Raw genomic sequence first — 13,484 nt, forward strand, 5'->3', positions numbered from 1 at the left:
CGCGGTGGCCGGGCCCGGGTCACAGGAGGCCGCACTCCCGGGCCCTGGTCACCGCCTCGGTCCTGTCGTGCGCGCCGAGCTTGCGGAAGATCGCGCGTACCTGTGTCTTGACGGTGTTGTGGGACACGTACAGTTCGCAGGCGATCTCACGCAGCGTCAGCGAGCCGCACAGCGCGCGCAGTACCCGCCGCTCCCCCGCGGACAGGTCCTGGGGCCGGGGCACGGCGGGCGGTGCCGCGGGGCGGTGCCCGCCGGCCCGGCCGAGCAGGCCGGTCAGGATGCCGGGCGTCTCGCACGCGGCCGCCGCCCGCTGCGCGGCACCGCGGGCGGCGCGTGCCGCCTCCGTGTCGTGCCGTGCGTGCTCCAGCCGCGACCGCAGGGCATGGCACAGGGCACGCACGTGGGGCTCGCCCGCCGTCCGCGCCGGGTCCGCCAGGACCGCTTCCGCGGCGGCGAGCGCCTGTTCGGCCTCGTCGAGGCGGTCCGCTCCGAGGAGCAGGCCGGCCCGGCCGAGGTAGGCGGGCACCGAGACGAAGTGCCGCGCCAGACCGGTCGCCGCGATCTCCCGGTGCGCCTCGTCGCTCAGCGCGCGGGCCGGGCCCCGCTGTCCGGCCAGCAGGGCGCACACGGTCCGCAGGCCCAACGCGCGGACCAGTGCCAGGCCGTGTCCGCAGGCGTGCGCGTCACGGGTCGCCTCGCCGAGCAGGGCCTCCGCCTCCGCGTACCGGCCGGTCCACAGCAGCGCGGTGCCGCGGGCCGTTGCGGCCAGGGCCCGCCAGGAGGTCAGCGGCGGGTTTCCGGCGACGGCCGAGCCGCCGAGCCGGCCGGCGTCCAGTACCTCTCCCTGAAGGCAGCGGGCCACGGCCCGGGCGGCGGCGGCCGCGTCACCGACCGTGCCGCTCTCGCCGAGGCTCTGCTCTCCGGTCGCCCGGAGCAGCGCCACGTCCAGCCAGCGGCAGGCCGCCGCGGGGGCGCCGTCCGCCAGCGCGGTCATCGCGGCCACGACGCACAGCCGCGCGTCGGCGGCCACCGTGCGGCGCGACAGCGCGTCCAGCCACAGCGCGACCCGCGCCCCGTGTCCGGCCGAGATCTCCTTCTCCCATCCGTCGAGGACCGCCGCGACGGCCTCCGGTTCGTCGCCGCCCAGCGTCCAGTGCCGTACGGCCTCGGTGGTGCGCCCCTGCCGTGCGTACCACCGGGCCGCCGCCTTGTGCAGGGCCGCCACGGAGTCCGCCTCCTCGGCCGCCAGGACGTCGGAGAGCAGTGCGGCCAGTGCCCGGTGGTGACGGTAGGCGGAGGTCTCCGCGCCGACGGGGACCAGCAGTTGGACGGTCCGCGCGAGGTCGTCCAGCACGACGCCCGCCCGGTCGCCCGCGAGTGCCTGGCACGCTCCCGCGCCGAGTTCGGCGAGCACGCTGGTGCGCAGCAGGAAGCGGCGCTGCTCGGTGGTGAGCCGGTCGAGGACCTCGGTGGTCAGGTACGCGGTGACCGCCTGCCTGCCGCGGGCCGGCCACGCTGCGGCGCGGGCCGTGGTCCCGGACCTGGCCAGCGCGCGTCCCATGAGGCACAGCCCGGCCGCCCAGCCCTCGGTGGCCTCGTACAGGGCGTGCACGTCCGCTGCGCCGGGCGCGGTGCAGAGCAGTGCGGTGAGTACCGCCCGCGCCTCCTCGCGCGTGAAGGCCAGGTCCTGCAGGTCGAGTTCGGCGACCAGGCCGCGGGCCGACAGCGCGGGGAGCGGGGCGCCCGGACGGTGCCGGGTGGACAGGACGACACGGACGCCGGGCGGCAGCCGGGTCAGGAAGTCCCCGAGGGTGCGCCAGGTGCCGGCGTCGGTGACCGCTTCCAGGCCGTCGAGGACCAGGGTGAGCGGTCCGGCCGCGGCGAGCGCGGTCAGCAGCGCGGGCAGGGTCTCGTCGAACCAGGACTCGGCCGTCCAGGCGCCTTCGTCGAGGCGGGGCAGGTCCGCGCGGAGTTGGTGCACCGCGTGCGCGATGCCGGCCCAGAGCCGTTCCGGGGTGTTGTCGCGGGCGTCCAGGCCGAGCCAGGCGCACGCGCCGCCCGCCGCCGGTCCGCGTGCCCACTCCGTCAGCAGCACGGTCTTCCCGGCGCCGGCCGGCGCGCAGAGCACCACCACGGGCTCCGTCGCCGTGTCGAGCCGGTGCAGCAGGCGCGGTCGGCTCAGCACGTGCGGCGGCTGGGCCGGAGGCCGCACCCGGAAGGCCGGAACGGAGCTGGTCATCGCACTTCCCTGGGGCGGTTCGGCACGGGCGGGGGCCCCGGTGTCCGCGGCCCATCCGCGCGGACGCCGGACACCGGGGCTCGGCTGGTGGACGGTTCAGGCGTGCCGCGGGGTCTGCCGCGGGGTCCTGAGCGCGCCGAACCCGCCCGCGAAGTGGAGGAGCGGGCCGCGGTCGACGCGGTGCGTGCAGTGGCGCACGGCACCCACGAAGATGGTGTGATCGCCGCCGGGGAGGGCCTCGGCGACATCGCAGACGACGGCCGCGATGGCGTCCTTCAGGACGGGCACGCCGTGCTCGTCGACGGTCTCGACGCCCGCGAACCTGTCCGGCTTGGAGGCGGCGAAGTTCCGTGCCAGGTCCTCACCGTCCTCGCCGAGCACGTTGACCGCGAACCGGCCGTGCTCCGCGATCGCGGTCCGCGTGTACAGGTGGTTGCCGATGCACACGAGCAGTTGGAGCGGGGCCAGGGACAGGGCCGAAACAGCGCTCGCGGTCATGCCGATGGGGGTCGTTCCGGAGCGGGTGGTGATCACGCTGACGCCTGTGGCGAGCCGGCCCATCGTGGCTCGGAAGTCGACTGCGGTGTCGAGGATTTCGGTCATCGGGAACCTCCGTGGGAGTGCGAGGGGGAACGTCGTCGGGCGGCGCGGGAGTCGGACGGCTGCGGGTACCGGCCGGCGGGACGGGCCGCGTGCCGTGCGGAGCCGGGCGGCGAGGTCAGTCCACGAGCCGGGGTTCGAGGACGAAGGTGCGGCGCAGCAGGGTGTACGGCTCGTCGGTCAGGCCACGGCAGGGGCCCGTGCCGGCCTCGTACGGGTCGTAGGACTCCACCAGTGACTGCTTGACCCCGAACACCGGATCCGTGTCGAGGTACGGGTCGTCGGCGGGGAAGAGCATGGTGGTCACGCGCTGGAACCCCGGGGCGTCGATGAGGAGATGGACGTGGGCGGGACGCATCAGCGACCTGCTCGTGGCGTTCATGAGGTCGCCGACCGGGCCGTCGCCCGGGATCGGATAACTGGCGGGCCGGATGGAACGGAACGCGAAGCCGCCCGTGTCGTCGGTCCGGAACAGCGCCCGCATGGCCGGGCCGGGCCTGCCGGGCAGTTCCATGTCGTAGTGGCCGTCGGCGTCGCTGTGCCAGACGTCCACGCCCGCACCGGCCACCGGTGCGGCGTCCCGGTCCACGACCCGTCCCTCGAAGAACAGCGGGGTGCCGGGCAGGCCGCCGGAGATGTCGGCGGCGTCGGAGTGCCGCGGCCGGTCCTCGCGGAAGTAGGGGCCGAGGACGCTGTTCTGGGTGGCGGCGGCGGACCGCCGGTTGCCCAGGGCGTCGACGAGCATGGTGACGCCCAGCACGTCGGAGAGCAGGATGAACTCCTGGCGCGTCGGTGTGCAGGTCTGCCCGGTGCGCGTCAGGAAGTCCACTCCCGCGGCCCATTCCTCCTCGGTCGGCTCGGCCTCGCGGACGAAGGCGTGGAGGTGCCTCACCAGTGAGCGCAGGATCTCCGCCAGCCGGGGGTCCCCGGTGTCCCGCATGGTCGAGATCACGGCCTCGGTGATGGTGTCGCTGGTCAGGTCACGCATGACTGGCTCCTGTGGTGAGTGGGTGTGCTGCGGCGGGGCCGGTCCCGGGCGCGGCCGTCCCGCCGGACGTTCAGGGCGCCTCGCCGGCCCAGGCCCTGGTCAGGAGGGCGGTGACCGCTCCGCGTTCCACGGGGCGCGGATTCCAGTAGCCGTCCTGGACGACGAGTGCGGCCGCCCGCGCGATCCCGGACTCGGGCATGCCGAGATCCCGCAGGGCCCTGGGGGCGCCGAGCCGGCCCGCGAAGTCGAACAGGGCGGTCGCGGGGTCGTCCCCGGGCAGGGCCCGCGCGATGCGGGCCATGGCCTCGGCGGTGACCGGGGCGTTGTGGGCGACGACGTGCGGCAGGACCGCCGTATGGGTCTCGGCGTGCGGCAGCCCGAAGGTGCCGCCCAGCACATGGCACACCTTGTGGTGCAGGGCCATGCCCACCATGCCCAGGCAGGTGCCGGCCAGCCATGCGCCGTAGAGCGCGTCGGCCCGTGCCTCCGGGTCGTCCGGGCGTCGCGAGACGAGCGGGAGCGCGCGGGCCAGGGCGTCGAGCGACTCACCGGCCAGCAGGAAGGCGACCGGGTCCGCGTCCTGGGCGTAGAGGGCCTCGACGGCGTGGGCCATGGCGTTGATGCCGCTCACCGCCGATACCGCGGCCGGCAGGGAGTGCGTCAGTTCGACGTCGTACACCACGGTTCTGGGGCGTACCGCCGCGATCCGCCTCGTGGTCTTCCGGTGCCCCTCGGTCTCTCCGAGGATCGGCGTCATCTCCGAGCCGGCGTAGGTGGTGGGCAGGGCCAGGTGCGGGAGGCTGGTGCGAGCGGTGATCGCCTTGCCGAGGCCGACGGTCGAACCGCCGCCGACGGAGAGCACGGCGTCGGCCGCCACGGACCGGGCGTGTGCGACCGCCTCCTCGGTGACCTCGACGGGTGTGTGGGGCGCGGCCCCGGTGAAGACCCCGGCGGCGGCCCCGCCCAGCAGCTCCCGCAGCTGTGCGGCGCGGTCCGCCTGATCGGGCGTGGACAGCACGAGCACCCGACGGCATCCCAGCGCGTCGGCCTCCTCGGGAATACGGCCGCGCGTTCCGCTGCCGAAGACCACCTTGGTGATCTGATCCCGGTGCACGAATGTCCTCATGATGTTTTCCTCGGTCCTGCCGCGCCTTTTCTGGGTGGACGGAAGCGTCGTCACAAAATCCGGTATGCGTCAACGAAATCCATGAAAGACGGCGGGCCGACCCGCGGGAATACCGTGTTCGCGTGACCTGCCCGGCCTCGACGACCCGGGGAGCGCCTGCCATATCACCCATCTGCGGGATGGCCCGGCAGGGCGGCCGCGGTGGAGCGTGTGGGCACCATGCACACAGGAGGCGGCCGAGCCCGGCCGAATTCCGGTGCGTCGCGTTCACGCGGAATCACCCCCAGCGGTTCCGCGTCCCGCGACGCGGCCTGAATACCTGCGGACCACGCGGTCCGCGCGACCGGGCCCGGCCACGAACGAGTCGGCGCAGCCGGTCCGGCTGCCCATGACGACCAGGAGGTGGGCCCATGAGCGGGACGTCCGGCAGGGTGGCGCTGGTGACGGGCGCGAGCAGCGGGATCGGCGCGGCCACGGCGCGGCTGCTCGCGGAGCGGGGCATGCGCGTGGTGGTCAACTACCTCAGCAGCACCACGGCGGCCGAGGAGGTCGTCGCCGGCGTCGAGGCGGCCGGCGGCCGGGCCATGGCCGTACAGGCCGACGTGCGGGACGCGGCGGCCGTCGGGGACATGGTGGAGCGGGTACGGGCGGCGTGGGGCGGGGTGGACGTGCTGGTGCACAACGCGCTCATCCCCTACGCCGTCAAGTCGTTCCAGGACATGACCTGGGAGGAGCTGGGCGGCAAGCTCGACGCCGAGCTGCGCGCCGCGTTCGCGGTCACCAAGGCGGTGCTGCCCGACATGACCGGACGGGGCTGGGGGCGCCTCGTCTACATCGGTACCGGCCTCAGCCGGCGGCCCCGGGAGGGCATGATCGCGCTGGGTACGGCAAAGGCGGCGCTCGAGCAGTTCGCCCGGTACCTCGCGCAGGAGCTGGGTCCGCTGGGCATCACGGTCAACACCGTCTCGCCCGGACCGGTGGAGTCCCGTATCGCCGCCGACGTGCTCGACGAGGCGACGCGGCAGCGGCAGGTGGCCGCCACTCCCCTGGGCCGTCTGGCGCACCCGGCCGACGTCGCCCGGGCGGTCGCCTTCTACGCCGACGAGGACAACGCCTTCATGACCGGTACCACCGCCGCGGTCAACGGCGGGATGGCCATGTACTGACGCCGCTCCCCCTGTACGCCACCGCACCGCCGTCCGGACACCGCACGTCCGGCCGCCGTCACCGTCACGGGCGCGGGCCCGGACACGAGCGAGGAAGCGTCTCCATGCACACGATCGATCTTGCCTATGTCGGACGGGGCCTCCACGAGGAACTGGCCGCCTACATCGCCGACCAGGAAGACCTCTACGCCGACGAGGGCGTCCGTGTCGTCCTGCGCGACGGCTGCACCTGGGACGAGGAGCGGCTGCGCCGTGGCGCCACCATCGGGCTCGGCCGGGCCCTGCTGTCCCGGCTGACCGCCGGCACGCCCTGGGTCGGGCTCAACGTCAACACCCACCGGCCGCTGTTCTGGTTCCTCGCCCGTCCGGGACTGGCCTCGCTGGAGGACCTGGCCGGGCGGCGGCTGGCGGTGCACGCCCCGCACACCGCGCCCGGCTGTTTCACCCGGATCGTGCTGCGCCGGGCCGGTCTTGATCCGGACCGCGACGTCCAAACCGACGTGCGGGCGCCCGGCGACTACGGCATGGACCTGCGCCGCCTGCGGAACGGCGAGATCGACGCCGCGCTGGTGGGCAGCACCATGGCGCCGGAGGCGGTGGCCGCGGAGTACGGCTGGCGGGTGGCGGCCTGGATGGGCGACCACTTCCGGATCCCCACCGTGGGCCTGGCCGTCGACACCACCTACACCGACCCCGACGACCCGGCGGTCCAGGCCGTCCTGCGCGCGCACCGGCGGGCCCTGAAGGTGATCCACGACGACCCCGACACCACGGTGCGGCACATGCGGACATTCCTCGGAGGACACACCGCGGAGGAGGTCCGGGCGCATTACGACACCTTCATCGCGCCGTATTTCACCGTCGACGGCCAGGCCGACCTCGCCATCGCCGAAGCCGCGATCGTGTCGGTCGCCGCGGAACTCGGCGTGCCCGCCTCTTTCACCGCGGACGAATTCTTCCGCACCGCTCCTTAGACGCGCGGTATTCATGTCCTGATGTGCCGCCGTCGTGGCACATTCGCCCGTCCGGCTCGGCCGCCCCAGCCGCCTACCGTGGGACGACGACGCGCCGCCGGGAATTGCTGCACGGTCTCGGACGCGTCGTCCCCTGGCCGTATGCGATGAGGAAAGAAGGCGATCCACGTCGTGGAATCGCGATCCCGTGCCGGACAGCCGTCGTCGAACGGGCTGGAATTCGGTCTCAACGAATGGGTTGTCGACGAACAGTACGAGCGGTACCTGCGGGACCCCGGCTCCGTCGACCGGGCGTGGCGTGATCTCTTCGCCGCCCCGGGCCGGGCGGCGGGCACACCGGTACGGGAGGCGACGGCCACCGCGGACGGCCGGGCCGAGGAGGCGGCGGTCAAGGCCGTCCGCGTCGCGGCTCTGGTCCACGCCTACCGCGTACGCGGGCACCTGATGGCCGACACCGACCCCCTCACGGACGAGCGGGGCGCGACTCCGCCGGAGCTGGACCTCAAGGAGTTCGGGCTCGGCGAGGAGGACCTGGACCGGACGTTCGTGGTCGACGGCTTCGCCGGGCGGGCGGCCATGACGCTGCGTGACGTGCTGGAGGTGCTGCGCGCGTCCTACTGCCGGACCGTCGGCGTGCAGTACATGCACATCCAGAGTTCCGAGGAACGCCGCTGGGTCCAGCGGCGTATCGAATCCCCGCGGGAGGCTCCGGACCGTGCCGAACAGCTGCAGATCCTCTACCGGCTGGGCGCCGCGGAGGCCTTCGAGCGGTTTCTGCACACCAAGTACGTGGGACAGAAGCGGTATTCGCTGGAAGGCGGTGAATCGGCGATCGTCCTCCTGGACGCCCTGCTGCACCGCGCCATCGCCCACGGGATGAGGGAAGCCGTCATCGGCATGGCGCACCGAGGCCGGCTCAACGTGCTGGCCAACATCATCGGAAAGTCCTGCCGGGAGATCTTCCACGAGTTCGAGGACGCCGTGGATCCCCGCTCGGTCCAGGGATCCGGTGACGTGAAGTACCACCTCGGAGCCGAAGGGACGTACCGCGCGCTGTGCGGCGGGTCGGTCGGCGTCTCCGTCGTGGCGAACCCCTCGCACCTCGAGGTCGTGGGCCCGGTGGCCCAGGGCATGGTCCGCGCCAGGCAGGAGACCGACCCGGACGGCGACGGCATCTTCGCGGTCCTGCCCGTCACCGTTCACGGGGACGCCGCCTTCGCGGGTCAGGGCGTGGTCGGCGAGACGCTGAACCTGTCGCAGGTGCCCGGCTACCACACCGGCGGGACGGTGCACGTCGTCGTCAACAACCAGCTCGGCTTCACCACCACGCCGGTCCACGGCCGTTCGAGCGCCTACGCCACCGACGTGGCCCGGGCCGTCGAGGCCCCGGTCCTGCACGTGAACGGGGACGATCCCGAAGCCGTCGTCCGGGCCGCCCGGTTCGCCTTCGACTACCGTCAGGAGTTCCGCAAGGACGTCGTCGTCGACCTCATCTGCTACCGGCGCCACGGCCACAGCGAGGTCGACGACCCGTCCATCACGCAGCCGGAGATGTACGACCGGATCGACGCCCGTCCCTCGGTGCGCACGCTGTACGCCGACGCGCTGGTCCGCCGGGGGGACATCGGTGCGCGGCAGGCGGAGGACGCCCTGCGGGACTACCGGGAGCGCCTTGAGCGCGCGTTCGCGGAGACCCGCCCGTCGCCGCCGCCCGGCGGTCCGGCGCGGGACGTCGTCGCCGGGGGCGCGGAGCCCACGGTCGCGGAGCCCACGGTCGGGGAACCGGTCACGACGATCACGGAGGCGACCGCCCGGCGCGTCGTCGCGGCCCAGACCGAGCTGCCCCGCACCTTCACCGTGCACCCGCGGGTGCTGCCCCAACTGCGCAGGCGGGCCGAGACGCTGGACGCGGGAACCATCGACTGGGCCACCGCCGAGGCCCTCGCGTTCGGATCGCTGCTGCTGGACGGGGTGCCGGTGCGGCTGGCCGGGCAGGACTCCCGGCGCGGCACGTTCGGGCAGCGGCACGCCGTCCTCACCGACCGGCACACGGGTGCGGAGCACACTCCGCTGGGTTCGCTCGGCACCGGCGCCGCGGCCTTCACGCCGTACGACTCGACCCTGTCCGAACTGGCCGTCCTGGGCTTCGAGTACGGCTACTCGCTGGCCCGGCCCGAGGCGCTCGTCCTGTGGGAGGCGCAGTTCGGCGACTTCGCGGACGGCGCCCAGACCGTCGTCGACGAGTACGTCGCGTCGTCGGAGCAGAAGTGGGGGCAGCGTTCCGGGGTGGTCCTGCTGCTGCCGCACGGGCTGGAAGGCCAGGGGCCGGACCACTCCTCCGGCAGGATCGAGCGCTTCCTGCAGCTGTGCGCGCAGGGGAACATGACCGTCGCCGTGCCCACCCTGCCCGGGAACTACTTCCATCTGCTCAGACGGCAGGCTCTCGGATCGCCGCACCGCAGAAGGCCGCTGGTGGTGTTCACCCCCAAGTCGATGCTGCGGTCGAAGGCCGCCGTCTCCGCGCTACCGGACCTCACCACGGGCGGATTCCGTCCGGTGCTGCCGGACGGCACGGCGGATCCCGCGCGGGTCCGGCGGGTGCTGATCTGCTCCGGCAAGGTCTTCTACGACCTGGACGCCCACCGGCGGGCCGCCGGCTCGCGGGACACCGCGATCGTCCGGCTGGAACAGCTCTATCCGTTGCCGGAACGCGAACTCGCCGCGGAACTCGCGCGCTTCCCCGCCGACGCGGAGGTGCGGTGGGTGCAGGAGGAGGCGGCGAACCAGGGGGCCTGGCTCTCGGTGAGCGCCCCGGTACGACGGCTCGCGAGCCGTCCCGTGGGCCGCGTCAGCCGGCCTCCGGCGTCGGCCGCGGCCGTGGGCTCCGCCCGGCGGCATGCGGAGGAGCAAGCGGAGCTGGTGGCGGCGGCGTTCCGCTGACCGCGGGAGGCCCGGGCGTCGGCCGGCGCCCGCAGGGCGCGCGGACCGATGCCCGGGCTCCTCGGCGGCACGCGGGTCTCAGTGGCCGGTGCCCGTGCCGGTGGGCCGTGCGGAGGCCGCCGCGGCGGCCTCCGCGGTCACCAGGGCGGCGGCGCGGGCCGCCCGTCCGGTGAGACGCCAGGCGACCATGCGCAGGGCCGTGGGCGGCGCCGGGGGGAAGACGCCGAGCTGGCCGAGCATGGTGACGTCGTCGCGTACGGCTTCGTGGCGGACCACCTTGCCGTCCCGCAGCCCGAGCACGTGGATCTGCTCGAAGTCGATCTCCCGGCCGGTGGGCGGTATCGCCTGGTCGAGGGCGCCGTCGCGGTAGCGGACGAAGGCACCCGTGTGGCGGCCCCGCATCCGCAGCCGCACCCAGACCTCGTCGTCGCCGAGCGCGGTGGCCAGGACCGGGAAGTGCAGGCCGGTGAAGGCGGAGCGCATCCACGCGCCGGAGGCGAGGACTCCGGCCGGGCCGGGCCGTGCGCACGCCGCCGGTGCCACGGCCGCCTCCCGGTTGTGGAACTCCTCGTGGACGACCTCGGCGGCGAGCGCCGGGTCTCCTGTCTCGAGGATCCGGAAGAGTCCGTGGGCCAGTTCTGCGGGTTCCATACCCATGGCGGGGCTGCCTCTCGTCGGCCGCGTGATCACGGCGATCGGAGATTGAGGTTACATCACACCTAATGAATTCATCGCGATAGAGTGCGATCATGCAGGCCAAGCGCTCCTACGTCTCCCCGCTGCGCGAGCAGGCCGCCGCGCGGACCCGTGAACTGATCCTGGTACGGGCGACGGAGCTGTTCGCCGAACGCGGCTACGGACGGGTGACCGTGGCCGACATCGCCGCGGCAGCGGGCGTGGCGGCCAAGACCGTCTTCGCGAGCGTCGGCAGCAAGAGCGACATCCTGAACCGGATCGTCGACCAGGGCGTGGACGCGTCCGGCTACGAGCAGGCGATGGCGGCGATCCTCGCGGAGCGCACACCGGAGTCGGTGCTGCGCACGCTGGCCCAGGGCACCCGGGCCGGCAACGAGGGCCAGTTCACCGTGCACGAGGCGATCCGCAAGGCGCTGCCGGTCCACGAGGACGGCGAGGCTCTGTGGGAGCGCGCCACCGCGGACTACCGGGACGCGCTGCGGACCGCGGCCCGCCATCTGCACGCGCTGTCCCCGCCGCCCGTCCACCCCGTCGCGGAGACGGCCGATCTGCTCTGGCACTGGTTCGGACCCACCGGCTGGCACTCCCTCGTGACCGAGAGCGGCTGGACCTGGGACCGCGCCGAGGACGTCCTCCGCCGTACGGCACTCGCGGCCCTGTACGTGGACGCGGAGCCGGAGCGCTGGATTCCTCGGCCCCCCTAGGCGGGCCCGTCAGGGCCCGGCAGCCGGGACGGCGGGCACCGCCGGCAGTACCGGAGGTGGAACTCGCCCGGCGTCCCGGGCATCGACAGGCCGGGCGACGGCTTCGCGCCGCCCTGAGCGGGCCGACGCTTCGCGGAATGTGAGCAGCGGCACTCCTTCCGGGATTGCGCCGGCCGGTCTCGCACGCAAGAGTGTTCCAACCGCCCGCCCCGGCAAGCGAGATCGTCACGTCGTCGGGCACCGCGCAGCGTGGCACCGGCGAAGAGGATGCGATGCGGATGAGCCCCATGCCGTTGAGAGGACTGGCGGTGGCCTCGGCCACGGCGGTCACCGCGGTCGGAAGCGTCGTCGGTGTCGCCTCGGGCAGCAGCGCGCAGAACAACGACGCCCAGCCGGCGACCGACGCCACGCTCCTCGCGGACCTGCCCGCGGGCCAGCAGGCGCAGGTGCAGACCGCGTCGCTGACCCGGCAGGCCGACGCCGTGGCCGTGCAGGCCGACGCGAGCGCCCGGAAGGACGCCGAGCACGCGGCCCGCGCGGCGGCGGCCAGGACCGCGGAGGCCAAGAAGGCCGCGGCCGACAAGGCCGCCGAGGAACGTGCCGCGGCGGGCGATCCCACCGCCTCCTTCGCCGTGCGGAGTTCGTACACCGTGGCGCAGCTCAAGGCGATGGCCGCCCAGATCGTGGGCAGCGGCCAGTTCCAGTGCTTCAGCAACATCGTGGACCACGAGTCCACCTGGAACTACCTCGCCGTCAACCCCTCCTCCGGCGCCTACGGCCTCGTGCAGGCGCTGCCGGGCTCCAAGATGGCCACCGTCGCCGCCGACTGGCAGACCAACCCGGCCACCCAGATCAAGTGGGGCCTCAACTACATGAACTCCGCCTACGGCAGCCCCTGTCAGGCCTGGGCGTTCTGGCAGGTCCACCACGCGTACTGACGCCGGTCGCGTCAGGTGAGGTGGCGGGCGAGGAAGTCGGCCGTGGTGTCCTGTTCGAAGGCCGGGAGGTTCCCGTGGCCGCCCGGATGGGCCTGGAGGGTCTTCTCGGCCGACCCGACGGCGTCGAACAGCGCCAGGCACTGATCGCGGGGCACGCGCTCGTCGTCCCACTGCACCAGGAACCCCACCGGAACCGTGATCCGCGCCGCGTCCTCGCCCGAGGCCGTCACGCCGCCGAGACCCGGCACCGCCGCGCGGACCCGGGGTTCGGCGGCCACGAAGGGCACGCCCAGACCGCAGCCCAGCGGCACCCCCCAGTAGCCGACCGGGCCCTCGCCCCCGTGCCCGAGCCGTTGAACGGCGGAGACGACCGCACGCCGTTCCGGGACGGTCTGCCGGGCCACGAGTTCGACGACGCGTACGCGCACCTCGACGGTCGCGGGATCGGCGAAGGCCTCCGCGAGGGCGTCCTCGCGGGCCGTGTGCGGGTCGTCGGGGAGCTGGAGCAGGCGGCCCGCCCATTGATGTGGCCCCGGCGGTCGTAGCGGCGCGGGGCACCGGGGCGCGCCCACGGGCAGCCGTCGCTCCGGCCGGCCCGCCGCAGTCCTCGGCGTGGACGAAGACCGGCTCCTGCTCGTCGTACGCCCCGGGATCGGCGCCCCTCTCGGCCGCCCAGCGCCGCGACGGAGCGTAGCGGACGAGGGCGATCAGCTCGCCCCGGCTGCCGGAGCGCAGGCGGCAGCGCAGCGGCGCGCCCCCTTCGTCGTCCGGGCGGGGGCGCATCGGGTCAGCGGCGTCGTCGCGGCCGCGGAGTTCGTTCAGGGTGGCGGACGGGAGGGGTTGGGGCGGGAAGGACGAGGTCACGCGTTCGGGGTGGCGCGGGCCGGAACGGGCTTCCGGCGGGATCCGGACGTGGACCCGCGTGCCGGAGCGGCGTCCGTGAGTGTCCTGGGGCTCATGAGGTGTGCGACGGCGCACTCTTGGAAGAATTCGCGCCACCTCGCGCTCCGTTAATGCTTCAACACTCCTGGGCAGAGATTCCACGGTCAGCTCCGCAGACCACGGACCGCCCCTGCCGACCGCGACCGCGCCTCTGGCGGATCACCTCTCCCG

General features: G+C 73.9%; 10 protein-coding genes and 2 pseudogenes. 5 read left to right on the forward strand and 7 right to left on the reverse strand.

The window, feature by feature from the left end:
• Positions 1–19 precede the first annotated feature (19 nt).
• From ACIRQ9_RS09340 to ACIRQ9_RS09355, 4 genes are all read right to left on the reverse strand, one after another.
• Positions 20–2,239 (reverse strand): LuxR C-terminal-related transcriptional regulator, encoded by a 2,220-nt coding sequence (locus tag ACIRQ9_RS09340; protein WP_404168919.1) that lies wholly within the window; start codon positions 2,237–2,239, stop codon positions 20–22.
• A 96-nt stretch (positions 2,240–2,335) separates the two neighbouring features.
• Positions 2,336–2,842, reverse strand: coding sequence for a flavin reductase family protein (locus ACIRQ9_RS09345; protein WP_404168922.1), 507 nt, complete (start codon positions 2,840–2,842; stop codon positions 2,336–2,338).
• 115 nt (positions 2,843–2,957) lie between these two features.
• Positions 2,958–3,827, reverse strand: coding sequence for a dioxygenase (locus ACIRQ9_RS09350; protein ID WP_404168925.1), 870 nt, complete (start codon positions 3,825–3,827; stop codon positions 2,958–2,960).
• 70 nt (positions 3,828–3,897) lie between these two features.
• Positions 3,898–4,953 carry a maleylacetate reductase gene (locus ACIRQ9_RS09355; protein WP_404168928.1) on the reverse strand — a complete coding sequence of 352 codons (1,056 nt, stop codon included), beginning with the start codon at positions 4,951–4,953 and terminating at the stop codon, positions 3,898–3,900.
• A 410-nt stretch (positions 4,954–5,363) separates the two neighbouring features.
• Between ACIRQ9_RS09355 and ACIRQ9_RS09360 the strand changes: the two genes are divergently transcribed.
• The 3 genes from ACIRQ9_RS09360 (at position 5,364) to ACIRQ9_RS09370 (ending at position 10,033) form a co-directional block, all read left to right on the forward strand.
• Positions 5,364–6,119 carry an SDR family NAD(P)-dependent oxidoreductase gene (locus ACIRQ9_RS09360; RefSeq protein WP_404168931.1) on the forward strand — a complete coding sequence of 252 codons (756 nt, stop codon included), beginning with the start codon at positions 5,364–5,366 and terminating at the stop codon, positions 6,117–6,119.
• Between the two features lie 104 nt (positions 6,120–6,223).
• Positions 6,224–7,093, forward strand: coding sequence for an ABC transporter substrate-binding protein (locus ACIRQ9_RS09365; protein WP_404168934.1), 870 nt, complete (start codon positions 6,224–6,226; stop codon positions 7,091–7,093).
• A 171-nt stretch (positions 7,094–7,264) separates the two neighbouring features.
• The gene (locus tag ACIRQ9_RS09370; RefSeq protein WP_404168937.1) at positions 7,265–10,033 is read left to right on the forward strand and encodes a multifunctional oxoglutarate decarboxylase/oxoglutarate dehydrogenase thiamine pyrophosphate-binding subunit/dihydrolipoyllysine-residue succinyltransferase subunit; all 2,769 of its coding nucleotides are present in this window, start codon (positions 7,265–7,267) and stop codon (positions 10,031–10,033) included.
• A 78-nt stretch (positions 10,034–10,111) separates the two neighbouring features.
• Here ACIRQ9_RS09370 and ACIRQ9_RS09375 read toward each other — a convergent pair whose 3' ends face one another.
• Positions 10,112–10,690 carry an ester cyclase gene (locus ACIRQ9_RS09375; protein ID WP_404168940.1) on the reverse strand — a complete coding sequence of 193 codons (579 nt, stop codon included), beginning with the start codon at positions 10,688–10,690 and terminating at the stop codon, positions 10,112–10,114.
• A 92-nt stretch (positions 10,691–10,782) separates the two neighbouring features.
• Between ACIRQ9_RS09375 and ACIRQ9_RS09380 the strand changes: the two genes are divergently transcribed.
• The gene (locus ACIRQ9_RS09380) at positions 10,783–11,433 is read left to right on the forward strand and encodes a TetR/AcrR family transcriptional regulator (protein ID WP_404168943.1); all 651 of its coding nucleotides are present in this window, start codon (positions 10,783–10,785) and stop codon (positions 11,431–11,433) included.
• Between the two features lie 278 nt (positions 11,434–11,711).
• Positions 11,712–12,371: a transglycosylase SLT domain-containing protein gene (locus tag ACIRQ9_RS09385; protein WP_404168946.1), complete on the forward strand. Its 660-nt coding sequence runs from the start codon at positions 11,712–11,714 to the stop codon at positions 12,369–12,371.
• Positions 12,372–12,382: 11 nt separating this feature from the next.
• On the opposite strand, the pseudogene ACIRQ9_RS09390 reads toward ACIRQ9_RS09385, so the two are convergent.
• Together ACIRQ9_RS09390 and ACIRQ9_RS09395 are read right to left on the reverse strand one after the other, a co-directional pair.
• Positions 12,383–12,775 (reverse strand): annotated as a pseudogene (locus tag ACIRQ9_RS09390) (alpha/beta hydrolase); the annotation flags it as partial.
• Positions 12,776–13,010: 235 nt separating this feature from the next.
• Positions 13,011–13,154, reverse strand: a pseudogene (locus ACIRQ9_RS09395) (DUF1203 domain-containing protein); the annotation flags it as partial.
• Positions 13,155–13,484: the final 330 nt, after the last annotated feature.

Source organism: Streptomyces sp. NPDC101237, from assembly GCF_044767465.1.
GTDB classification, from domain to species: Bacteria; Actinomycetota; Actinomycetes; order Streptomycetales; family Streptomycetaceae; genus Streptomyces; species Streptomyces gramineus.

Excerpts from the sequence above, each read along its gene's own strand:
- ACIRQ9_RS09340 (WP_404168919.1), bottom strand. The coding sequence starts at position 2,239 with ATGACCAGCTCCGTTCCGGCCTTCCGGGTGCGGCCTCCGGCCCAGCCG.
- ACIRQ9_RS09345 (WP_404168922.1), bottom strand. The coding sequence starts at position 2,842 with ATGACCGAAATCCTCGACACCGCAGTCGACTTCCGAGCCACGATGGGC.
- ACIRQ9_RS09350 (WP_404168925.1), bottom strand. The coding sequence starts at position 3,827 with ATGCGTGACCTGACCAGCGACACCATCACCGAGGCCGTGATCTCGACC.
- ACIRQ9_RS09355 (WP_404168928.1), bottom strand. The coding sequence starts at position 4,953 with ATGAGGACATTCGTGCACCGGGATCAGATCACCAAGGTGGTCTTCGGC.
- ACIRQ9_RS09360 (WP_404168931.1), top strand. The coding sequence starts at position 5,364 with ATGAGCGGGACGTCCGGCAGGGTGGCGCTGGTGACGGGCGCGAGCAGC.
- ACIRQ9_RS09365 (WP_404168934.1), top strand. The coding sequence starts at position 6,224 with ATGCACACGATCGATCTTGCCTATGTCGGACGGGGCCTCCACGAGGAA.
- ACIRQ9_RS09375 (WP_404168940.1), bottom strand. The coding sequence starts at position 10,690 with ATGGGTATGGAACCCGCAGAACTGGCCCACGGACTCTTCCGGATCCTC.
- ACIRQ9_RS09380 (WP_404168943.1), top strand. The coding sequence starts at position 10,783 with ATGCAGGCCAAGCGCTCCTACGTCTCCCCGCTGCGCGAGCAGGCCGCC.
- ACIRQ9_RS09385 (WP_404168946.1), top strand. The coding sequence starts at position 11,712 with ATGAGCCCCATGCCGTTGAGAGGACTGGCGGTGGCCTCGGCCACGGCG.